Genomic DNA, 22,975 nt, shown 5'->3' with positions numbered 1-22,975 from the left:
CTGTCTTACCAAAACAGCAAAATTATATAAATGCAATTGAAAGTTTTTACATTCTTCGTTTTTACCGATCATTTCATCCGACTGTCGAGTGACCGAACAACACCGCTTAAAGACCCATGAATGGGTCTGTGAAGCGAGTCGTTGTTCGGTCTTTCGTCACGCCTTAGCGTGACAGAGGCAAGCCTATGGCTTGCCTTCGACAGTCAAAAATGGATGAGCCACTTTTCCGTCAAGAATATGTTAAACGATTTCGTTGCATCTCTATACACTCCCTTGCTGCCGCCATTCTCATGAAGCAAGACGCCCACGGCCGGCATGGGGCTGCACGGCGTCTCCCGCTTATGGCCCACAGGCCGCATCCGCTCCGATGCGGCCCTGGTTCCGCCTACAAATGCTTATTTTCATACTCGGCGATTTTGCCGATTCGCCGCGCATGGCGTCCGCCTTCAAATTCGGTCTCAAGCCATGCCTTGGCGATTTCGCGCGCCAGGCCGGGGCCGATGACGCGCTCCCCCATCGCGAGAATGTTGCTGTCGTTATGCATGCGCGTCAGCTTGGCGCTGTAGACGTCGTGGCAAAGGGCGCAGCGCACCCCTTTCACTTTGTTGGCGGCGATCGTCATGCCGATGCCGGTGCCGCAGATCAAAATGCCGCGATCAAATTCGCCGCGCGCCACTTTTTCAGCGACGGGAAGCGCGTAATCCGGGTAATCGACCGATGTTTCACAATCGCAGCCAAAATCGGTGTACTCGATTCCCATTTCATCCAACAGTGCTTTAATTTCCTCACGAATGCGAATTCCACCATGGTCAGAAGCAATAGCGACTTTCATCACGTTCGGGCGGGGAGCCCTAGGCTTCGCAGTGATAGCGAAAGCCAGGGAGGAATCGCCCTTCCTCCTTTCGATGAATCATATTTGCATGTGCATCAACGGGTGCGGAACCGGGCGACAGCCGCCTGCAATTGTTCGGCCTGTTCAACCAACTCGCCAGCCAGTTTATGCACATCGTTGATCGATGCGGCCTGCTCCTCGGTCGCCGCCGCAACTTCGAGCGCGCCGGCGGACGTCTGCTCAGCAATCGCCGCCACTTCTTGCGTCTGCGCCGCGGCCCGCTTCATATGCCCCATTTGACGCTTCGCCAACTCAGCGATGTCATGGACGGCGCGGATCACTTCATCAGCTGAGGCCGCCATGGCCGCAATGGCCTCATTCGTGCGCTCCCCTTTGGCCGCCTCAGCGTTTGCGGCGGCCACCTGCTTGTCCATTTGCGCCACCACACGGGCGACTTCATTTTGAATGTTGCCGACCAGTTCCGCGATTTTCTTGACCGCCTTGGCGCTCTCATCAGCCAGCTTGCGCACTTCCTCAGCGACGACGGCAAACCCCCGGCCGTGCTCGCCGGCGCGGGCTGCCTCAATGGAAGCATTGAGCGCAAGCAAGTTCGTCTGTTCAGCGATGTCCGCGACAAGCAACGTAATGTTGCCGATTTGATTGGCGTGTGCTTCGAGCTGCTTGACAGCCGCCCGCGACAGTTCTTGATCGTCAGCCAGCTGATCGATGCCGCTGACAAGCGAATGGGTGATATCGCGGCTTGCCTTCAGCGTTTCGGCCATCCCATATACCGACTGTTCCGCACGCTCGGCTGTTTCTTTTACTTGTACTGCGATGGCGAGCACATCCTCGGCCGCCGCAGCCGCCTCTTGAATCGCCTCGGCCGAAGACGCCGCCCCTTTGGAAATGTCGTCAATGGTCGCTGCAATATCGCGTGCACGGTTTGACGCTGTTTCGGACGCCTGCCTCATTTCCGCCGTCTTTTCAGTCGTGCGCGCTGCGCTCTCTTCCACATTGGCGACGACTGCGCGCAAATGGCCGAGCATCCGGTTGAACGCGACAGCCAGCGAGCGAATTTCGTCATGGGAAGAGGGCAGCGGAACATCCTCATCGATATGCCCTTCCGTCGCCTTTGCCGCCGCTTCCTCGAGCCGTTGCAGCGGCCTTGTAATCCAGCCAGCGGCCAAATAGGCAAGCACTCCGGACCAAAAGATGCCAAGGAGCAACACGATCATCGTGAACACGCTTTTGTTCCATGAGGCGAACCACTGATCATACAAAACGTACAAGAAAAAGGCGCTCGTTGAATACGTGATCAGCGCCAACGCTGTCGTAAAGACGACGAGCTTCAGGCGCAAACCGAACCGATGACTTGTCCCCCCCATTTGTGTTCCCCCTCACTTCTCAACCTCATTGTTCTGTTTGCAACTTTTCCGCCAAGCGGTCAATGAGCGTCTCCAGCTCATCGCGCGCCGCCCGGTACACTTCAATCGGCCCGCCGAACGGATCGGCGATGTCGCCGTCTGTTCCCGAGACGAACTGCTTCAACGTAAACGTTTTGTCCTTCGCTTCTGGGAAACGCTCGACGATCATTTCTTTATGGCCGGATGTCATCGCCAGCACGTGCGTCGCCCAGTCGATATGCTCTTTTTTCAGCTGCGAGGAGCGGTGGGCCGCTTCGATTCCTTTTTCCTTCAACACCGTCTTGGCGTGAACCGACGCCTCGCTCCCTTCCGCCGCAAACACGCCGGCCGATTTCACCTCGACGCCTGGCAGCTGCTTATTCTCCAACAATGCAGCGGCCATCGGGCTTCGGCACGTATTGCCCGTGCAGACGAACAAAATGCGGTATGGCATACAACCACCTCTTCACATCAATGACTTACCATCAATATACCATAGGGAAAAGAGCAAAAAAAGGCTCTTCACCACAACATGTACTTGACAAGCAATGCGGTTTCCTGCGTAAGGATAGGCAAAAAGTGCTGATTTTCCCTCACAAGCGTAAATAGGGTATGTTCAGAAAAAATCAAGTACAACTTTTGGTGAAGAGCCGCAAAAAAAGCAGGCAGTCCGCTTTTTTCCACTGAAGGAAAACCGCCTGCCGCCGTTTATAGAAAAAGCAGCTTGAGCCCGAACGCCAGCAAAATGCTGCCGCCGAGCGCTTCGCTGTAAGAACCGAGCCATTGCTGAAAATGGCGGCCGACAAAAAGCCCAACCCATGTCAGCACCATGCTGAACAGACCAAACAGCAAAATCGTCACCATCGTCCGCGCTCCGAAAATGCCGAGGCTCAGCCCGACGGAAAAGCTGTCTAGGCTGACGCTGAACGCAAAAAAAAGCAACCCCACCCCACGAGGAAACAGCGGTGAGCCATCGTCCCTCCGGAACGAGGCGATGATCATTTGCCCGCCAAGCCATAACAGCAGCGCCCCGCCCGCGTATGTCGCGACACTTCCGAACTCGCGCGACAGCAGGCGGCCGACCGCCATGCCAGCAAGCGGCATGAGAATATGAAACAAGCCGATCGTCAACCCGATATAAAACATTTGCCGCAGCCGGAGGCGCAACAGCCCCATTCCTAAAGCGACTGAAAACGCGTCCATGCCCAGCGCCAGCGCCATCATTGACAGCGCGATGATTTCGCCGATGAATGCGCCCATGTTTCTTCCCTCCCGGACCGGCCTTATTGCTAAACATATGCACGTCCAGGGCAGTTTAGAAGCAGAGCGGGCAGCCAATGGGCGCCGCCTGATTGACGGGCGGACGGAAAAGAAAAAACCGGTCCACAACAGACCGGTTTAGCGCTTGGAAACGGCATCCCCCAAATCCTCTAGTTGCAATTTGAACCTTACCGTTTGCAGAGCCGTTTTCTCGACTGTCGCACGACCGAACAACGCCGCTTCCAAACCCATACATGGATCTGTGAAGCGCGTTTCCGTTCGGTCTTCCGTCACGCCAAGGCGCGACGAAGAAGCCTGCGGCTTGCCTCCGACCGTCAAAAAATAGACAAGCTGCTTTTTCGACCAGGATATGTGAAACTTGTTCGCTGCATCTATACAGACGGCCGTCCTTTCATTTCCGCTGTTCGCTGATGGCGCGTCCGCCGGCTGCTTTGCGGAGCCGGTTCATGATCGCCGCGCCGATTCCTTCTTCCGGAAACGCCTCGCTGTAAATGAGATCGACGTTCGTTTCATCAAATCGGCGCAGCGTGTCGTACAGCCGGCTCGCGACCGTCTCAAGCGCCTGGCGCGTTCCGCACGGCAGCACGACATCGGCCGCATACTGATCCCAGTTCTCCTCGGTCGTCAACACGCCGACCGTTTTCCCTTCCGCCCGGCTTTCATCGACAAGCCGCTGCAAAAACGCGGGCGGGCCGGCGACGATCCAAAGCGGCGCTTTCGGCGCATAATGCGTATATTTCATCCCCGGCGCTTTCGGCGCCGCCTCGTCGTCCACAGCAACGGCCTCTTCAACGCGGCCGATCGCTTCAATAAGCGCCTCTTTCGTCACCCCTCCCGGGCGCAAAATCGTCGGCACGCCCCCACTGCAATCGAGCACCGTCGATTCAACGCCCACGCCGGTCGGCCCGCCGTCGATCACCCCGGCGATCCGCCCGTCTAAATCGGCAAGCACGTGCGCCGCCGTCGTCGGACTCGGCCTTCCTGACCGATTCGCGCTCGGGGCGGCCAACGCCAAGCCGCTCGCCTCGATCAACGCCAGCGCCAGCGGGTGATCCGGCATGCGCACCGCCACCGTCGGCAGCCCAGCCGTCACCCGTTCAGACACCGCTTTGGCCCGTTTTGGCAATACTAACGTGAGCGGCCCCGGCCAAAACCGCTCCATCAACGTTTTCGCCATCGGCGGGATCGAGGCGGCTACCGCCTCCGCTTGGGCCATGCTGGCGACATGAACGATGAGCGGATTGTCGCTCGGCCGCCCTTTGGCGGCGAAAATTTTTTCCACCGCGGCTGTATTGGCCGCATCGGCCCCCAACCCGTACACCGTTTCCGTCGGGAATGCGATGACTTCCCCGGCCCGCAGCCATTCAACCGCCTCTCGTATTTGTGGATAAACTTGCTGTTTATCAACAATATTATCCACAACCCAAACACGCGTTTTCAATCGTTTCACCTTCTCCATCGCCGTGATTCGCCTTGAAAATGGCGGCTTTTTTTACAAGCGTCAGATCGCCGCCCGATGCCTTTCCACAGTTATACACAAATTGTGAATAAACTTGTTATTTTTGTGGATAACTTTGTGGATAGATGCTTATGGAATGAGATGGCTGAGCCACTCTTTGAAGAAAAATTTTACTTCCACCGGCTGTTCCGGCTCGGCCATGACGACGAAGGACGATTCTTGATCATCAGTGTGCCCTTTGTCTTTCTCGCCATCCGCATGGATGGACGAAGCGGCGCGATCTTCGGTTTCCGCCATCGCACCCCTCTCCTCTTTCGGTTCGTCCCGCTCGATGGCCTGCTCGCCGCTTCGCATCGCCTCAGCTTCCGCTTCGGCCGACTCGCTGTTTTGCTTCGACCCGGCTTCCATTGACCGGACGCTCTCAGCCGACACCGGTTCATTCGTTCCTGCAGGCGATCGGTTCGCCTCCATCATGACGGCATCGCTGTTGGAAAAATCGAGAAAACAAAGCGGCGGGAACAGAACGCACCACCAGTTTGCTCCTTTTCCTTCCCCAAGTGTGATCAGCACGGCATCATAGATGCCAGCCGGATATACGTAGTTGCCGTACACTTTCGTCGGAAAATGAACCGGGCCAAACTCCACTTTGTACGTTTGATTGCTTTGTTCATCGCGCAACACGCAGGCGACCGTCCGCTCGATGTCCGGCAGGTGAGAGCGGATGACGCGCTTTGCTTCCTCAAACGAAGTGAGTTCGGCCACCCAGCCGTTGATTTGCGCATTGACCGCATCACGCACTTTTCGCTTCAATTGTTGGTCTTCATCGGCGTCGCTGTTGGCTAAAATGCGCAAGCGGATTGCCTCATCAGGGATGGCGACCGCCGCGTTCGCCCCGGCGTCCGTCTTGTGGCCGTACAGCTCGACGAGTACGCCTGTCGTTAATAGAATGATATATAAACATATGGCAATGGCATTTCCTTTGATGGTCATCATCGGCACCGTCCTTTCACCTTTCATTGTGGACGGCGCCGCTCGTTTTTAAACCTATCAATCTAACACTTTTTCCCGTTTTTCGGCCTCGTCATGTACACCATCCGGTCTTTGCCGTTGAGGTCAAAATCGACTTCCACTGCGGCTTCTGGAAACGCTGCGGCCAAGAGCGCCGCCACTGCTTCCCCTTGCCCGGCGCCGACTTCAAAAGCGGCAAGCGCCGGCGCGCCGAGCACAAGCGGCAGCTCGCGGGCGAAGCGGCGGTAAAAATCGAGCCCATCGCGGCCGCCAAAGAGCGCCGTGTGCGGCTCATAGTTTTTGACGACCGGGGAAAGCATAGCGGCGTCCGTCTCTGGAATGTACGGCGGATTGGAAACGACGACATCGACCGTCCACCCCATGGCCATGATCGGCTGCAGCAAATCGCCGCACAAAAATGAAACGTTCGCCCCGAGCCGCCGGGCGTTTTCACGGGCGACCGCGAGCGCCGCTTCGGAAATATCGGTTGCGGTCACCGACAACGCTTTGTTCTCCAGCGCCAATGTCACGGCGATCGCCCCGCTGCCAGTGCCGACGTCAACGACATCGATCCGCTTCCGACCAGCAAATAGACGCGGCACCCGCTTTAGGACGCCAAGCACCAGTTCTTCCGTTTCCGGGCGCGGGATTAACACATGGCGATTGACAAGAAACAACCGGCCGTAAAACGATTCATAGCCGATCAAATATTGAATCGGCACATGGTCCACCGCATGGCGGCGCACATCGGCCGCAAATCGTTCATATACCGCTTCGTCGACCGGCTCGCGCCAACGGGCGAACAGCCCGGCCCGATCGGTGCGCAAATGGTGGCACAATAGCCACTCCGCCGCCCGCTCCTCTTTTCCGTGGGCGCGCAAAAAAGAAGAAGCCCAGGCGAGGACTTCATGTACGTTACGACGCATCGTTCGCTTGCTCCAATTTTTTCGCTTGGTCGTCCAAAATGAGCGCCTCGATGATTTCATCCAAATGCCCATCGAGCACTTGATCGAGCTTTTGGATCGTCAGTCCGATGCGGTGGTCGGTGACGCGGTTTTGCGGGAAGTTGTACGTGCGAATGCGTTCAGAACGATCGCCGGTGCCGACAGCTTGCTTGCGCGTTTGGTCGTATTCAGCGCGCGCTTCTTGCTGGTATTTGTCGTAAATGCGGGCGCGCAATACTTTCATCGCTTTTTCTTTGTTTTTGATTTGCGATTTTTCGTCTTGGCACGTGACGACAATGCCGGTCGGAATATGGGTGAGGCGCACGGCCGACATCGTCGTGTTGACGCTTTGCCCACCCGGTCCGCTTGAGGCGAACGTGTCGACGCGAATGTCTTTTTCATTGATTTCGACTTCGATTTCTTCCATCTCCGGCAGGCAGGCGACCGTCGCCGTCGACGTATGGATGCGCCCGCCTGACTCCGTTTCCGGGACGCGCTGGACGCGGTGCGCGCCGTTTTCAAACTTCAGCTTTGAATACGCCCCTTTGCCGTTGATCATAAAAATGATTTCTTTATAGCCGCCGAGGCCGGTCGGGCTCGCTTCGATCACTTCCGTCTTCCACCCTTGCGATTCCGCATAGCGCGTATACATCCGGTACAAGTCGCCGGCAAACAGCGCCGCCTCTTCGCCGCCGGCGGCCGCGCGGATTTCCATAATGACGTTTTTCTCATCGTTCGGATCTTTCGGCAAAAGCAACACTTTCAGCTTTTCAACGAGCGCCTCTTCCCGTTCTTCCAGCTCGCCGATTTCCTCTTTCACCATCTCGCGCAGCTCCGGCTCCAGCTTTTCTTCGAGCATCGCTTTCGCTTCGGCCAGCTGCTCGCGAACCGATTTGTATTCGCGGTACGTTTGCACCGTTTCTTCCAAATCCGCCTGCTCTTTCGAATAATCGCGCAGCTTTTTCGGATCGTTGATGACGTCGGGATCCATCAACAGTTCATTGAGCTTTTCATACCGTTGCTCCACAGCTTCCAACCGATCAAACACATCATTCACCTCTGTTTTTCCCACACAGTCTAATTTTAGATTATAGCATGAAATGAAGCCAAACAAAAACCCCCGCTTTTGGCAAGCGGGAGCTCTCAGTTGACGCGCACGATGATCTCGTATGTCGGGATCGCTTTTGTCAGCAGCTTGTCAATGCGTTGCGCCTCGCGCTGCCGCTCCTCGTCAGACAGCTCTTCCGGTGCATCAACGGTCACATACATATTGCCGCCGTGAAACCAGATGGAGTCGGCGTGGTAATCGGTGTACCGCTCGATGAGTTGTGCTGCCTTGCGCGTATCGGCGCGCTGGTTTTCGCTTCCTTCGGTCAAGCTGATAAAATTCGGGTTTTGCCGCACGTTTTCCGGATCGTCGAAGTTGTTGTACAAGTCTCTGTCAGCGTCGATCTTCGGCCGCCCGTCCGTCATCAGCCGCGCGCCGTTTTTGTCCTCGCTTTGCTGGCGGTAGGACGGATGATCCGGAGCGAGCGAACAGGCCGAAAGCAGGAAGATCATTCCTAACAGCCAGATGCGTCTCATCCTTTTTCGCCTCCTTAGCTGTTAGGATGTCCATGATCGCCCGTCAATGATACACGGCAAGCCATAAATCTTTCTGCCATCATTCGTCTATTTTGCGGCGAACGAACAAAAGGGGCAGCCTAGTCAAGCGAACGATCAATGATGAACGAGCCGCATGCCAAACGCTTTTTCCTCCCATAGCGAATGGACGCACGAGACGGGCGAGAATGATGGCGCCGCTTCCGCCCTTCTCGGTCGGCGAAACATACGAATATGCACCGTTTCCATCAACGATGGCTGCGCTTCGCCACTTGGCCGATGAAAGCGGCCAAACAACATCAGTGACCGCCTCACCATCACTCACCCGTATGTCCAGCAAGCGGGCGGTTGTATCGCTTTTTCGGTTTGCCAGGCACTTCATGGTGATGGCGGCAGCGAGGCTCGTACGCCTCGCTGGCGCCGACGAGAATCACCGGATCGTCATAAGAGGCGGGCGCACCGTTAATGAGCCGCTGCGTCCGGCTGGCCGGGGAACCGCATACCGTGCAAACCGCCTGCAGCTTCGTCACCGACTCAGCGATCGCCATCAGCGCCGGCACGGGGCCAAACGGTTCGCCGCGAAAATCTTGGTCGAGCCCCGCGGCGATGACGCGGTAGCCGCAATCAGCGAGCGTTTGCACCACATCGATGATGTCGTCGGAAAAAAACTGTATTTCATCGATGGCGACGACGTCGGTGGCGGCGGAAATGTAGCGGAACATTTCCGCCGGCGTCGCGACCGGAATGGCGATCACCGAATTGCCGTTGTGCGACACGACTGCGTCTTCGCTATAACGATTGTCGATCGTCGGTTTGAACACTTTCACTTCCTGCTTGGCAAACTGAGCGCGGCGGACGCGGCGAATCAATTCTTCTGATTTGCCGGAAAACATGCATCCACAAATGAGCTCAAGCCAGCCGGACTGCGTCATCACGTACATCGGGGCCTCTCCTTTCACACAACACTGTCCTCAAACCATCGGCCGCTCCTTGCCGTCTGCCATCGCAACGATCAGCGGGATCAGCTTGATAAGCAACCGGCCTTCCATCTGCTCTCACGAAAAAGCAGGCAAGTTTCGCTTGCCTGCTTTCGTCACGTCCTTGTTACTTAAGGCCGTATTTTTTATTGAATTTATCCACGCGGCCCGCTGCCGTAACAAATTTTTGTTTGCCCGTGAAGAACGGATGGCATTCCGAGCAAATCTCCACGCGCAGCTCGTCTTTGACCGAACCGCTTTCGAATTCGTTGCCGCATGCGCAACGGACGATGACTTTTTTGTACTCTGGATGGATGCCTTGTTTCATCGTTTTCATCTCCTTCCGCCCTGTATCTTATCGAAACAGAGTGATTCGTAGCATGGAACGCTTCATGCTTATGCGCGCCCGCCCGTTTGGCAAGGCGCAGCGCATGGAACAGCTGGGACTCCACCGAAGCGAACCCAGCCGGTGCAAATCACGGATCGCACAAACCAAAAGGCGATAGCCAAAACACACATGTTAAGATTATAACAGCTTTTCTGTCAGTTTGCAACGGGCGATTCGCGGCAAATTCCGCCAACTGCCTACAGACGGGGCGGGCCGCCCTGTTTCCACTCCTGATCGAGCAAGGCGAAAAACTCTTCGTTTGACTTCGTCCGGCGCAATTTGTTCAAAAACCGCTCGATAAAGTCGGGCGAATCGGCCATCGTTTTGCGGATCGCCCACAGCTTTTCCAAATGTTCTTTCGGGATGAGCAGCTCCTCTTTGCGCGTTCCCGAGCGGCGAATGTCAATCGCCGGAAAAATGCGGCGCTCGGCGAGCGAGCGGTCAAGATGGAGCTCCATGTTGCCGGTGCCTTTAAATTCCTCGTAAATGACGTCATCCATGCGCGACCCGGTGTCAATGAGGGCGGTCGCCAAAATCGTCAAGCTGCCGCCTTCTTCGATGTTGCGCGCCGCGCCGAAAAACCGCTTCGGGCGATGAAACGCCGCTGGGTCGATCCCTCCTGAGAGCGTGCGTCCGCTCGGCGGAATGACCAAGTTGTACGCCCGGGCGAGGCGGGTGATGCTGTCCATTAAAATGACGACGTCACGCTTATGCTCAACTAATCGCATCGCCCGTTCTAAGACAAGCTCGGCCACTTTAATATGGTTTTCCGGCACCTCATCAAACGTCGAGCTGACGACATCGCCTTGCACCGACCGCTCGATGTCGGTCACTTCTTCCGGCCGTTCGTCAATGAGCAAGACGATCAACTCGACATCCGGGTGGTTTGTGGTGATGCTGTTGGCAATTTCCTTCAGCAGCATCGTCTTGCCAGCTTTCGGCGGCGCGACGATCAACCCGCGCTGGCCAAAGCCGACGGGAGCGATCAAGTCGATGATGCGGGTCGACAGCTTGTCCGGCGTTGTCTCCAGCTTCATTTGCCGATTCGGGTAAAGCGGCGTCAACGCTGGAAAGTGAACGCGCTCCTTGGCGACTTCCGGGTCTTCGCCGTTGACCGCTTCGACATGAAGCAAGCCGAAGTAGCGTTCATTTTCTTTCGGCGGCCGCACTTTGCCGGATACTTTATCCCCGTTGCGCAAATCAAAACGGCGGATTTGGGAAGCGGAAATGTAAATGTCTTCCGAGCTCGGGGAATAGTTGATCGGGCGCAAAAAGCCGAATCCTTCCGACGGAATGATTTCGAGGATGCCTTCCATGAAAAAGAGGCCGTCTTGTTCGGCACGCGCTTTCAAAATCGCAAAAATAAGCTCCTTTTTCGTCAACTTGCTGTAGTATGAAATTTTGTATTGCTTGGCGAGCTCATACAGCTCCTTCAATTTCATGTTTTCTAGTGCTGCTAACGTTAATTCCATCTTGACACCACACTTTGCAAATTTTCCTATTCTCCCATCGTTCGTGTTCGGACGTATTGGTCATCAATTCGACAGGCGAAGGGATTCATTTCGAAGATGATGAAGGCTGAAATGAAATAAAGAAGTAGAATGGCAGAGCTTATTTTTGCATAAGCAACACGACTATTTTACCCTTTTTTCTTCTTTTTAATCAATATTTTTTTGTTTTTCCGAGCCAGGCGCGGCTCCGGCGCCCGGCCGGATGGTAGGATATCATTTGATGACTAAGTTCGGTTTTTTCTTCAAACTGTGCCGCCCTTCGATGAAGCGGACCGTGCCGGACTTGGCCCGCATGACGACGGAGTGGGTGAGGCCGTACGCCCCTTTCAGCCGCACGCCGCGCAACAGCTCGCCGTCGGTGACGCCGGTGGCGGCAAAAATCGCGTCGTCTCCTTTCACCAAATCGTCCATGCGCAGCACTTTGTTGACGTCAATGCCCATTTGTTTGCACCGCTCGACTTCATCGTCGTTTTGCGGCAGCAGCTTCCCTTGCAGTTCGCCGCCAAGGCATTTCAACGCGACCGCCGCGAGCACTCCTTCCGGCGCGCCGCCCGAGCCGAACAAAATGTCAACGCCGGTATGGTCAAACGCCGTGTTAATGGCGGCGGCGACATCGCCGTCATTGATGAGCTTAATGCGGGCGCCGGCTTCACGCAGCTCATGAATGAGACGCTCATGGCGCGGACGGTTGAGAACAACCGCGACGACGTCTTCAATATCTTTGTTTTTCGCCTTCGCCACCGCCTTTAAATTGTCGATGATCGGCGCCTCAATGTCAATCATCCCGACCGCTTCCGGCCCGACGGCGATTTTCTCCATGTACATGTCCGGCGCGTGAAGCAGATGGCCGTGGTCAGCGACAGCGACGACAGCCAAGGCGTTCCATCCCCCGGAAGCGACGATGTTCGTCCCTTCAAGCGGGTCGACAGCGACATCGACGCGCGGGCCATAGCCGTTGCCGAGCTTTTCCCCGATATACAGCATCGGCGCTTCGTCCATTTCCCCTTCGCCGATGACGACGGTGCCTTTCATCGGCACGGTGTCAAACACGTCGCGCATCGCCGACGTCGCGGCGTCATCAGCCTCATTCTTTTTCCCGCGCCCCATCCAGCGGGCGGCGGCAAGCGCCGCCGCTTCGGTGACGCGCACGAGTTCCATCGATAAGCTTCGTTCCATCGTCGTTCTCCCCTTCCCCTTTGTCGACTGGACGTTACGCGTTTTTCACTTGCTCGATTTCTTCATCGGTCATTTTTTCGCGCCAAATGGTGGCGCCGATGTCAGACAGTTTTTCGACGAGGTTGCTGTAGCCGCGGTCGATATGCTCGACGCCGGTGATCTCCGTCACTCCTTCAGCCATCAGCCCGGCAATGACAAGCGCCGCCCCGGCGCGCAAATCGCTCGCCTTCACTTTCGCCCCTTGCAGTTTGACGGGGCCGGTGACGATGGCTGAGCGGCCTTCGACTTTTACATTGGCGTTCATGCGCCGCAATTCATCGACATGCTTGAAGCGGGCGCTGTAAATCGTGTCGGTGACGACGCTTGTGCCGTTGGCTTTTGTCAGCAGCGCGGTAAACGGCTGCTGCAGATCAGTTGGGAAGCCCGGATAGACGAGCGTCTTGACGTCAACCGCTTTCAAAACGTCGGTGCCGCAGACGAGAATTTGATCTTCCCCCGTCTCCACGCGCACCCCCATTTCGCGCAATTTGGCCGTCAGCGATTCAACGTGCTGCGGGATGACGTTGTCGACGACGACTTCGCCATTGGTGGCCGCGGCGGCGATCATGTACGTCCCGGCTTCGATCCGATCCGGGATGATGGCATGGCGGCAGCCCGATAATTTTTCGACGCCGTCAATGCGGATCACATCGGTGCCGGCTCCTTTGATTTTCGCGCCCATATTCGAAAGCAATGTCGCTACATCGATGATTTCCGGCTCTTTCGCCGCATTTTCGATAATCGTCCGCCCTTTGGCGCGCACCGCCGCCAGCATGATGTTGATCGTCGCGCCGACGCTGACGACGTCCAAAAAAATGCGGGCTCCGCGCAGTTCCTCCGCGCGCAAGTAAATGGCGCCCTGCTCGTTCGTTACGGTGGCTCCTAGCGCCTCAAACCCTTTGATATGCTGGTCAATCGGGCGCGGACCGAGATGACATCCGCCCGGCAAGCCGACAACCGCTCTTTTGAAGCGGCCAAGCATCGCCCCCATCAAATAGTAGGAGGCGCGCAGCTTTTTCACCTTCCCATTTGGAAGCGGCATGGACACCATATTCGTTGGGTCGATGACCGCCTCTTTGCCGTCAAACGAAAACGAGCCGCCGATTTCTTCGATCAAGCTTCCTAAAATGTGCACGTCGGAAATGTCCGGCAACCCCTCGATCGTCACCGGCGAATCGGCCAAAATCGCTGCAGGAATCAAAGCGACCGCGCTGTTTTTCGCACCGCTCACTTTGATCGTTCCCCGCAGCCGATCTCCGCCGATAATTTTCATTTTATCCATCGTCGTCTCCCTTCTTTGCTCGGAAGTTGGCTTCACCCCTGGGACGAAAAAGCAAAGCCGGGCGGGCTCATCACGTCCGGCCTGAACGCGGCAGAGCGAGCCCGCTTCACCCAAGAGGCAAACGGCTTACTTTCATTTTTGCCGATTCCAGTCGGCGAGAAACTTCTCAATTCCTTGATCAGTCAGCGGATGGTTGAACAATTGCATAAGCACCTTGTACGGAACCGTGGCAATATGCGCCCCGCGCAACGCCGCTTCTGTCACATGGTGCGGATGGCGGATCGAAGCGGCGATGATTTCCGTTTCAATGCCATGAATGTTGAAAATCTCAGCGATGGTGGAAATGAGCTCTAAACCGTTATGGCCGATGTCATCGAGGCGGCCGAGGAACGGAGAGACGTACGTCGCGCCGGCGCGTGCGGCCAAGAGCGCCTGGTTGGCGGTGAACACAAGCGTCACATTCGTTTGAATCCCTTTTTCGCTGAACGCCTTGACTGCTTTTAAGCCTTCCGGCGTCATCGGCACTTTGATCGTAATGTTCGGGGCGATTTTCGCCAGCTCTTCGCCTTCCGCGATCATGCCAGCGGCGTCGGTCGAAATGACTTCAGCGCTCACCGAACCAGAAACGATCGATGTAATTTCGCGCAACCGATCATGGAACGATACGTTCTCCTTCGCCACGAGGCTTGGGTTGGTCGTGACGCCGGCCAAAATGCCGAGTTCATGGGCGTGTTTGATTTCTTCCAAGTTGGCAGTGTCGATAAAAAATTTCATGCTGAACCCTCCTTGTTATTCGTTGCACATGCAAAGGCAGCCGCGCGGCGGCCAAACGCCGCCCGCGAAGCCGATTCATCGCGCCGCTTTTCCGGACGAGCCAAACTCGCGCATTTTGCCGATGACCGTCGCTTTGATGGCGTCGCGGCCCGGGCCGATGATTTTGCGCGGATCATAGACGTTCGGGTCTTTCGCGAGCAGTTCGCGGACGACTTTGGTAAACGCCATTTGGTTTTCGGTATTGACGTTGATTTTCGATGTGCCAAGGGAGATCGCGCGTTGAATTTGTTCGGTCGGAATGCCGGTGCCGCCGTGGAGCACAAGCGGAACGCCGGTTAAATCGCGGATTTGCTCCATTTCGGCAAATCCGAGCTTCGGCTCTCCTTTGTACGGGCCGTGCACAGAACCGAGCGCCGGGGCGAGACAGTCGACGCCTGTCCGTTTGACAAGCTCTTCGCACTCTTTCGGGTCGGCGTAAATGATCCCTTCTCCGACGACGTCGTCTTCCTGCCCGCCGACGATGCCGAGCTCCGCTTCGACCGAAACGCCGCGCGCATGAGCATATTCAACGACTTGCGAGGTGATGCGGACGTTTTCTTCAAATGGATGGTGGGAGGCGTCAATCATAACCGAGGTGAACCCGGCGTCAATCGCCGCTTTGCATTTTTCAAAGCTCGATCCATGGTCGAGATGGATGGCGACCGGAACGGTGATGTTCATGTCTTCCATTAACCCTTTGACCATATTGACGACCGTTTTGAATCCGCTCATATAGCGGGCCGCCCCTTCGGAGACGCCGAGAATGACCGGCGATTTTTCCTCTTCGGCCGCCGCTAAAATGGCTTGTGTCCATTCCAAGTTGTTAATGTTAAATTGACCGACCGCGTATTTGCCGCGCAGCGCCTCGTTGAGCATCTCTTTCATCGATACTAACGGCATGGTTCCATCCTCCTTAGCTGATCGTCGTCTTTGTCGCCCTGGCGGTGACTGGGTCCACAGGCGCAAAATCCATCTACGTTATAAGCATACCAACTTGCCGGCAAAACGGCAACATTTCCACCCTTTATTCTCCTAAAGACGACAGCGTCATCAATGTCCACCGATGCGCTTTCTTTGCCAAAGGAAAGCCGCTCGTCGATGGCGCTGTCTAGGCGGTAATGTATTTTTTGACGGCAACGCGCAAATCGTCAATATCAAACGGCTTGGCAAAATGCATCAGCGCCCCGAGCTCTTTCGTTTCTTGAATCATATCGAGCTCCCCGTAGGCGGTCATGATGATCACCTTAATATCCGGATCAATCTCTTTCAACCGTTTTAAAATTTCAATGCCGTCCATGCCAGGAATTTTCATATCAAGAAGCACAAGATCGGGGTGATGTTTGCGGGCGATTTCGAGCGCCTGCATGCCGTTGGCGGCCTGATACGTTACATACCCCTCCCGCTGAAACACTTCGTTGAGCAAAATGCGGATGCCATACTGGTCGTCGACAATCAAAATTTTGTTTCCCACAGTTATGCACCTCTATTCCCTGTTTTCTCCCTATTAATGTTTCGCATTTGGCAAACCCTTTTCCTGCTTGCTTTTCTTGTTGTTTGCCGATTTTGTATAATAGCGGCGAAGGGAGGCCGAACCGTGAAAATTTTAACGACGCAAACGATCGGATTGTTGCAAAAAATCGCCGCGGATGAAGAGCTGGCGCTCGAAGACGGTGCGCGTCTGCTCGCTCAGGCCGCCATCGGTGATGGACGCATTTGGCTGTATGGCATAGGTGAACTCGATGCGGTCGTCACCGCCGCGCTTCTTGGCCCCGATCCGCTGCCGAAAGCCAAACGGCTTGAGCCGACAGCAACCGATGACTGGCAGGAAACGGACCGAGCGCTTCTATTTGCCCGCTTTTCCGCCGATCCTGAGGCCATTCGCCTCGTCGAACAGCTGCAGGCGCACGGCGTTGATGCAGTGGCCGTCGCGGCGCTCGTCAAGGATGAACCCGGACTGGCCGATATGGCCACCGTCTTTATCGACAGCAAACTTTCCCGCCCGCTCGTGCCGACCGAAGACGGCCGCCGCATCGGCATGCCGACGATCATCACCGCTTCATTCATCTACTACGGACTGCGCGTTTTGCTCGATGAAATTTTGGCGGAATATGAATAACAGCCGCCATGAAAGCGAGCGCTCTCCGACCGGCCAAAGGCAAAGAGGTATAGAAACCGCCCAAAAAACGGCGCCTGATCAATGGGCATCGTGCTTGACAAGATGAAAAATATCCAAAAAAGAAAGGGGGCTGAACCCAAAAGGCCGTTCTACGGCTTTTTTGGGACAGCCCCTTTTTCGTCACTCTTTCAGCGACGCTCTGACAAACTCGCGGAACAGCGGCTGCGGCCGCGTCGGGCGCGAGGTGAATTCCGGATGGAATTGCGCGGCGACGAACCACGGATGATCCTTGAGTTCGATCACTTCAACCAACCGTCCGTCCGGACTCGTGCCGGAAAAGACGAAGCCGTGCTCTTCCATGATCGGCCGGTATTGGTTGTTGAATTCGTACCGATGGCGATGGCGCTCGTAAATGACTTCATCGCCGTAGGCGGCGTAGGCAAGCGTCCCTTCCTGCAGCTTGCACGGATACAAGCCGAGGCGGAGCGTGCCGCCTAAATCTTCGACATCCTTCTGCTCCGGAAGCAAGTCGATGATCGGATGCGGCGTGTTCGGGTCAAACTCGGACGAATGGGCGCCGGACAACCCGACAACATGGCGAGCAAATTCAATCGAGGCGAGCTGCATTCCTAAGCAAATGCCCAAAAACGGCACGCGCTGCTCGCGGGCGTAGCGGATCGCCTCAATCTTCCCTTCGACCCCGCGGTCGCCGAACCCGCCCGGAACCAAAATGCCGTCCGCATCTTTCAACAGGTCGGCTACATTGTCACGCGTCACATGCTCAGCATTGATCCACTGAATATCAATGTCGGTGTCAAACGCATACCCCGCATGACGGAGCGCCTCAACAACAGAAATATAGGCGTCCGGAAGCTCGACGTATTTGCCAACCAAAGCGATTTTCGTCGTTTTCGATAAGTTGCGCACTTTCTCGACGAGCGCCTTCCATTCGGTCATATCCGCTTCGCGGCAGTTGAGGCGCAAATGTTCGCACACGATTTGGTCCAGTTTTTGTTCTTGAAGCATAAGCGGGACCGCATACAGCGTGTCGGCATCGCGCGCCTCGATGACCGCTTTCGGATCGATGTCGCAAAAGAGGGCGATTTTCTCTTTCATTTCCTGCGGCATCGGCATTTCCGTGCGCACGACGATGACGTTTGGCTGAATGCCGAGGCTGCGCAATTCTTTCACGCTGTGCTGCGTCGGCTTCGTTTTCATTTCCCCAGCCGCCTTGATGTACGGTACGAGCGTGCAGTGGATGTACATGACGTTTTCGCGTCCAACATCGCTTTTGATTTGGCGGATCGCTTCTAAAAACGGAAGCGATTCAATATCGCCGACCGTGCCGCCGATCTCCGTAATGACGACATCGGCGTTCGTCTCTCTTCCGGCCCGGAAGACGCGCTCTTTAATTTCGTTGGTAATGTGCGGAATGACTTGCACCGTGCCGCCTAGGTAATCGCCGCGGCGCTCTTTGCGGATGACGGCGGAATAAATTTTTCCTGTCGTCACGTTGCTGTATTTGTTTAAATTAATATCGATGAACCGTTCATAATGCCCTAAATCCAAATCCGTCTCTGCACCGTCGTCCGTGACGAACACCTCGCCGTGCTGATACGGGCTCATCGTCCCTGGGTCGACGTTAATGTACGGGTCAAACTTTTGGATCGTCACGTTCAACCCGCGGTTTTTCAACAAACGTCCAAGCGAAGCCGCCGTAATCCCTTTCCCGAGTGAGGAAACAACGCCGCCCGTCACAAAAATGTATTTCGTCATTTTGTCTTCCCCCTTGCCGAAATTGCGGTAACAGTTTCAGTGTTTGCGAAAGGCGCAAATAAAAAACGCTCCGCTTACCGTACGTAAGGGAGCGATCGATTTGTTCGTTTTCAAGAGCCCAACACACATTGTACCGGGTTCCCCTGGCAAAGTCAAGCGGTTATTCGTCTTCGTCCGGCTCTTCGAGATCAAGCTCTTCATCAAGCGGCGCATCGTCCAGCTCAAACTCTTCATCGCCGAGAATGTCATCGTCAAACGCGACGTCTTCGTCCAGATCGAATTCTTCATCTTCCAAGAGCTCGTCTTCATCAAGCTCGAGCTCTTCCCCATCATATTCATCCAAATCGTCGTAATCGAGATCTTCATCTTCAAGCAACTCATCGTATTCATCGTATTCATCGTCAAGCGCTTTTTTCTTCTTCTTCGGCTTGACGATCGTCACCGTTTCGTCTTCTGTCTGGTCAAACGGATACCATGCGCGCAATCCCCAGACGTTTTCCCCAACGCAAATAAACCGGCCGTCGATGTTTAAATCGGTGTAATATTGGGCCAGCCGCGCCTCCATCTCTTCTTCCGATATGCCGGCCAGCGCTGCTGCTTCACGAACGAGTTGATCAAACGGCAGCGCCTCCCGCTTGTCAAGCAAAATGAGGTTCGCCAGCTCGACGAACGACATCTCCTGCAATTCCTCCGGCGAGTATTGCTGCTGCAGGCTCAAGTTCAGCACTCCCCTTCTATATTAATGAAACAAATGAATGCAAGTGGAATACATACCATTCATTATAAACAAATTGTCGGGGTTTATGCTACCCATTTGCCGAAAAAAGCAAAGGAGGGCAGCCCTGCGGCGAGGGCGGCCCTCCTTCCGATTCCGACATATCCGTTGTCACAATCACCTTTGTTCACACCGCTCCACTTTTTCCTTACGAAGCCCATTCGTCTTGATCTTTTGGCCCAATCCGCGTTCCGTTCGTTTCGCCTCCGGCGGGCCAGTACGCCAACAGCCGCTGCCCATCATTCTACCGATCTGCTAAAGTTCAACGGGCCGTTGTCCATTGTGATCAAGGGCGCCCATCGAAAGCAGAAAACAACGAAACTCCCTCGAATTACATATTCCGCCGGTATTGTCCGCCGACTTCGTACAAGGCGCGGGTGATTTGTCCAAGGCTGGCGACTTTCACCGTTTCCATCAATTCTTCGAAAATGTTGCCGCCGCTTGTCGCCACTTGCTTCAGCCGTTCGAGCGCCGGGCCGGCTTTGTCTTTGTTCCGCTCTTGGAATTCGCGCAAGTTGCGGATTTGCGTCTCTTTTTCTTCATACGTCGCCCGGGCGAGCTGGATGTTGTTCAGTTCGTCCTCTGACGGCGGATTCGGGTTCAAGAACGTGTTGACGCCGATGATCGGCAGTTCGCCGGTATGTTTTTTCGTTTCATAGTAAAGTGATTCGTCTTGAATTTTGCCGCGCTGGTATTGCATCTCCATCGCCCCGAGCACGCCGCCGCGGTCGTTGAGCCGTTCAAACTCTTGCAACACCGCTTCTTCAACCAAATCGGTCAGCTCTTCAATGATGAACGACCCTTGGAGCGGGTTTTCGTTTTTGGTCAGGCCAAACTCTTTCGTGATAATGAGTTGGATCGCCATCGCCCGACGGACCGACTCTTCGGTCGGTGTCGTGATCGCTTCGTCATAGGCATTCGTATGCAGCGAGTTGCAGTTGTCATAAATCGCCAGAAGCGCCTGCAGCGTCGTGCGGATGTCGTTGAAATCGATCTCCTGCGCGTGCAATGAACGGCCGGACGTTTGGATATGGTATTTCAGTTTCTGGCTCCGTTCGTTGGCGCCGTATTTTTCGCGCATGACGATCGCCCAAATGCGGCGGGCGACGCGGCCGATGACCGAATACTCCGGATCGAGGCCGTTGCTGAAGAAAAACGACAAGTTCGGCGCAAAATCGTCAATGTGCATGCCGCGGCTCAAGTAATACTCGACATACGTAAAGCCGTTCGCAAGCGTAAACGCCAGCTGCGTGATCGGGTTCGCCCCCGCCTCGGCGATATGGTAGCCGGAGATCGACACCGAGTAGTAGTTGCGGACGCGGTGCTTGATGAAATACTCTTGAATGTCGCCCATCATTTTTAAGGCGAAATCGGTCGAGAAAATGCACGTGTTTTGCCCTTGGTCTTCCTTCAAAATATCGGCTTGAACCGTGCCGCGCACCGTTTGCAGCGTCCATTCCTTCACTTGTTCGTACTCTTCCGGCGTGAGCGGGCGGCCAAGCTCGGCTTCCTTTTTCTCGACTTGCTGGTCAATCGCCGTATTCATAAACATCGCCAGCAAAATCGGAGCCGGACCGTTGATCGTCATCGACACGGATGTGAGCGGGTCGCACAAGTCAAACCCTTTGTACAGCTTTTTCATATCATCAAGTGTACAGACGCTGACACCGCTTTCCCCGACTTTGCCGAAAATGTCCGGCCGGTAGTCCGGGTCTTCGCCATAGAGCGTCACGGAGTCGAACGCGGTGCTGAGCCGCTTCGCCTTGTCTTCTTTGCACAAGTAATGGAAGCGGCGGTTCGTGCGCTCCGGCGTCCCTTCGCCGGCAAACTGCCGTTTCGGGTCTTCGCCTTGGCGCTTGAACGGGAAGACGCCGGCCGTATACGGGAACGAGCCAGGGACGTTTTCTTTATACACCCAGCGCAAAATCTCTCCGTAGTCTTTGAATTTCGGCAAGACGACTTTCGGAATGTCCAAACCGGACAACGTTTTCGTCGTCAGTTCGGTAACGATTTCTTTATCGCGCACTTTCGTGACAAATTGTTTTGCCGCATATTTCGCTTTCGTTTCTTCCCATGTCGCCAAAATGCGCTTCGATTCCGGCGTCAATTTCGCCTCATAATCCGCTTTGAGCGTCTCGAGCGCGCGGATCACGTCTTCCGCTTCGCCCCGTTCCTTCGCCGCTTCGATGGCCCCTTCGATTTGGAAGAGGCGTCGGGCCACCTCGACTTGCTGCTCGGCGCGGCGGTGGTACGAGCGGACCGTTTCCGCGATTTCACGCAAATAGTAGCGGCGCTCGTTCGGGATGATGACATTATGCTTTTCGACATTGGCGACCGTTTTTAAGCTTGTTTTCCAATTCGTTCCTGCTTTTTTATTGATCGTATCCACAAGCGCGACAAAGAGCGTATTCGTGCCTGGGTCGTTAAACTGGCTGGCGATCGTGCCGTACACCGGCATTTCCGAAACATCGCGGTCAAACAGCTGGTGGCTGCGCTGATATTGTTTTTGCACTTGCCGTTTTGCGTCTTCTGACCCTTTGCGCTCGAATTTATTAATGACAATCAAATCGGCATAATCGATCATGTCGATTTTCTCAAGCTGCGTCGGCGCGCCGAACTCGCTTGTCATGACGTACATCGACACGTCGCACACTTCGGTAATGGCGGCGTCGCCTTGGCCGATCCCGCTCGTTTCAATGATGACAAGATCAAATCCGGCCGCTTTGACAACCGAAATGGCGTCGCGAATTGCCGGCGACAGTTCCGTGCGGGAATGGCGCGTCGCCAAGCTTCTCATGTAAACGCGCGGCGAGTTGATCGAGTTCATCCGGATGCGGTCGCCCAACAGCGCCCCGCCCGTTTTTTGCTTCGTCGGGTCGACTGACAAGATCGCGATTTTGATATCCGGAATTTCGTTTAAAAAGCGGCGGACGAGCTCATCGGTGAGCGAGCTTTTCCCAGCTCCGCCTGTGCCGGTGATGCCGAGCACCGGCACGCGCTTCTCGAGCGCCTTCACTTGTTCAATGGCGGCTTCCGCCGCCGCGGCCGCCTCTCTGTTTTCCCCCTCGGCGCGATATTCGCACAGCGTGATGAGCCGGGCGATCGCCTGCACATCGCCGGACGGAAGCCGCTCCAGTTCATCGGTCACCGTCGTCACGGTCGGAAAATCGCACTCTTCAAGCATGACGTTGATCATCCCTTGCAAGCCGAGGCGTCGGCCGTCTTCCGGCGAGAAAATGCGGGCGATGCCATATTCGTGCAGCTCTTTGATTTCCCGCGGGATGATGACGCCGCCCCCGCCGCCGTAAATGCGGATATGGGACGCCCCCCGCTCTTGGAGCAGGTCGTACATATATTTAAAAAATTCCATATGCCCGCCTTGATACGAGGAGACGGCAATGCCTTGCACATCTTCCTGAATGGCGGCATTGACGATTTCCTCCACCGATCGGTTATGGCCTAAATGGATGACCTCGGCGCCGCTCGCCTGCAAAATGCGGCGCATAATGTTGATTGAGGCGTCATGGCCGTCAAACAAGCTCGATGCAGTCACAAAGCGGACGTGATGCTTCGGACGGTAAATGTGCGCCATC

Annotated in this window: 22 protein-coding genes; 1 reads left to right on the top strand and 21 read right to left on the bottom strand. The window is 55.5% G+C overall.

Going from position 1 to position 22,975, the window contains the following annotated elements:
• Window positions 1–385: 385 nt before the first annotated feature.
• The 18 genes from rpiB to JCR24_RS08070 form a co-directional block, all read right to left on the bottom strand.
• Window positions 386–832: a ribose 5-phosphate isomerase B gene (gene rpiB, locus JCR24_RS08155; protein ID WP_011232838.1), complete on the bottom strand. Its 447-nt coding sequence runs from the start codon at window positions 830–832 to the stop codon at window positions 386–388.
• Window positions 833–927: 95 nt separating this feature from the next.
• Window positions 928–2,217, bottom strand: a complete 1,290-nt coding sequence (locus tag JCR24_RS08150; RefSeq protein ID WP_011232839.1) for a methyl-accepting chemotaxis protein — start codon at window positions 2,215–2,217, stop codon at window positions 928–930.
• A gap of 25 nt (window positions 2,218–2,242) precedes the next feature.
• Window positions 2,243–2,689 carry a low molecular weight protein arginine phosphatase gene (locus JCR24_RS08145; protein WP_011232840.1) on the bottom strand — a complete coding sequence of 149 codons (447 nt, stop codon included), beginning with the start codon at window positions 2,687–2,689 and terminating at the stop codon, window positions 2,243–2,245.
• Window positions 2,690–2,943: 254 nt separating this feature from the next.
• A complete protein-coding gene (locus tag JCR24_RS08140) occupies window positions 2,944–3,495 on the bottom strand; it encodes a manganese efflux pump MntP (RefSeq protein WP_011232841.1) in 552 nt (183 codons plus the stop codon).
• 412 nt (window positions 3,496–3,907) lie between these two features.
• Window positions 3,908–4,975, bottom strand: coding sequence for an L-threonylcarbamoyladenylate synthase (locus tag JCR24_RS08135; protein ID WP_238980441.1), 1,068 nt, complete (start codon window positions 4,973–4,975; stop codon window positions 3,908–3,910).
• 129 nt (window positions 4,976–5,104) lie between these two features.
• Window positions 5,105–5,968, bottom strand: a complete 864-nt coding sequence (spoIIR, locus tag JCR24_RS08130; protein WP_238980447.1) for a stage II sporulation protein R — start codon at window positions 5,966–5,968, stop codon at window positions 5,105–5,107.
• A gap of 59 nt (window positions 5,969–6,027) precedes the next feature.
• Window positions 6,028–6,909, bottom strand: a complete 882-nt coding sequence (gene prmC, locus JCR24_RS08125) for a peptide chain release factor N(5)-glutamine methyltransferase (protein ID WP_023633291.1) — start codon at window positions 6,907–6,909, stop codon at window positions 6,028–6,030.
• Entirely contained in the window at window positions 6,899–7,975 is a 1,077-nt protein-coding gene (gene prfA, locus JCR24_RS08120) for a peptide chain release factor 1 (protein ID WP_011232845.1), read from the bottom strand. Before prfA ends, prmC begins: the two co-directional genes overlap by 11 nt.
• Window positions 7,976–8,070: 95 nt before the next feature.
• Entirely contained in the window at window positions 8,071–8,511 is a 441-nt protein-coding gene (locus JCR24_RS08115; protein WP_011232846.1) for a hypothetical protein, read from the bottom strand.
• 135 nt (window positions 8,512–8,646) lie between these two features.
• Window positions 8,647–8,829 carry a hypothetical protein gene (locus JCR24_RS08110; RefSeq protein WP_014196961.1) on the bottom strand — a complete coding sequence of 61 codons (183 nt, stop codon included), beginning with the start codon at window positions 8,827–8,829 and terminating at the stop codon, window positions 8,647–8,649.
• A gap of 17 nt (window positions 8,830–8,846) precedes the next feature.
• Entirely contained in the window at window positions 8,847–9,470 is a 624-nt protein-coding gene (locus tag JCR24_RS08105) for a thymidine kinase (RefSeq protein WP_014196962.1), read from the bottom strand.
• Window positions 9,471–9,633: 163 nt separating this feature from the next.
• On the bottom strand, window positions 9,634–9,834 hold the full coding sequence (rpmE, locus tag JCR24_RS08100; protein ID WP_011232848.1) for a 50S ribosomal protein L31: 201 nt from the start codon (window positions 9,832–9,834) through the stop codon (window positions 9,634–9,636).
• Window positions 9,835–10,091: 257 nt separating this feature from the next.
• Window positions 10,092–11,366 carry a transcription termination factor Rho gene (gene rho / locus JCR24_RS08095; RefSeq protein ID WP_011232849.1) on the bottom strand — a complete coding sequence of 425 codons (1,275 nt, stop codon included), beginning with the start codon at window positions 11,364–11,366 and terminating at the stop codon, window positions 10,092–10,094.
• Window positions 11,367–11,618: 252 nt separating this feature from the next.
• Complete coding sequence (gene glpX / locus JCR24_RS08090; protein ID WP_011232850.1) at window positions 11,619–12,581, bottom strand: class II fructose-bisphosphatase; 963 nt, start codon at window positions 12,579–12,581, stop codon at window positions 11,619–11,621.
• Between the two features lie 34 nt (window positions 12,582–12,615).
• Window positions 12,616–13,902 (bottom strand): UDP-N-acetylglucosamine 1-carboxyvinyltransferase, encoded by a 1,287-nt coding sequence (locus tag JCR24_RS08085; protein WP_011232851.1) that lies wholly within the window; start codon window positions 13,900–13,902, stop codon window positions 12,616–12,618.
• Between the two features lie 132 nt (window positions 13,903–14,034).
• Window positions 14,035–14,676 (bottom strand): fructose-6-phosphate aldolase, encoded by a 642-nt coding sequence (gene fsa, locus JCR24_RS08080; RefSeq protein ID WP_011232852.1) that lies wholly within the window; start codon window positions 14,674–14,676, stop codon window positions 14,035–14,037.
• 75 nt (window positions 14,677–14,751) lie between these two features.
• Entirely contained in the window at window positions 14,752–15,615 is an 864-nt protein-coding gene (locus JCR24_RS08075) for a class II fructose-bisphosphate aldolase (protein WP_011232853.1), read from the bottom strand.
• A gap of 208 nt (window positions 15,616–15,823) precedes the next feature.
• Window positions 15,824–16,186 (bottom strand): response regulator, encoded by a 363-nt coding sequence (locus tag JCR24_RS08070; protein ID WP_013146624.1) that lies wholly within the window; start codon window positions 16,184–16,186, stop codon window positions 15,824–15,826.
• Window positions 16,187–16,309: 123 nt separating this feature from the next.
• On the opposite strand from JCR24_RS08070, the gene JCR24_RS08065 reads away from it, so the two are divergent.
• Window positions 16,310–16,831, top strand: coding sequence for a DUF2529 domain-containing protein (locus JCR24_RS08065; protein ID WP_011232855.1), 522 nt, complete (start codon window positions 16,310–16,312; stop codon window positions 16,829–16,831).
• 180 nt (window positions 16,832–17,011) lie between these two features.
• Here JCR24_RS08065 and JCR24_RS08060 read toward each other — a convergent pair whose 3' ends face one another.
• The 3 genes from JCR24_RS08060 to icmF all read right to left on the bottom strand — a co-directional run bounded on the left by JCR24_RS08060 (window position 17,012) and on the right by icmF (window position 22,974).
• Window positions 17,012–18,607, bottom strand: coding sequence for a CTP synthase (locus JCR24_RS08060; protein WP_011232856.1), 1,596 nt, complete (start codon window positions 18,605–18,607; stop codon window positions 17,012–17,014).
• Between the two features lie 160 nt (window positions 18,608–18,767).
• Window positions 18,768–19,325, bottom strand: a complete 558-nt coding sequence (rpoE, locus tag JCR24_RS08055; protein ID WP_011232857.1) for a DNA-directed RNA polymerase subunit delta — start codon at window positions 19,323–19,325, stop codon at window positions 18,768–18,770.
• A 388-nt stretch (window positions 19,326–19,713) separates the two neighbouring features.
• Window positions 19,714–22,974 carry a fused isobutyryl-CoA mutase/GTPase IcmF gene (gene icmF / locus JCR24_RS08050; RefSeq protein ID WP_014196968.1) on the bottom strand — a complete coding sequence of 1,087 codons (3,261 nt, stop codon included), beginning with the start codon at window positions 22,972–22,974 and terminating at the stop codon, window positions 19,714–19,716.
• Window position 22,975: the final 1 nt, after the last annotated feature.

Source organism: Geobacillus sp. YHL (assembly GCF_022341265.1).
GTDB classification, from domain to species: Bacteria; Bacillota; Bacilli; order Bacillales; family Anoxybacillaceae; genus Geobacillus; species Geobacillus thermoleovorans.
Note: the sequence above shows the minus strand (reverse complement) of the source record. Positions and strands in the feature narration are given on the sequence as shown.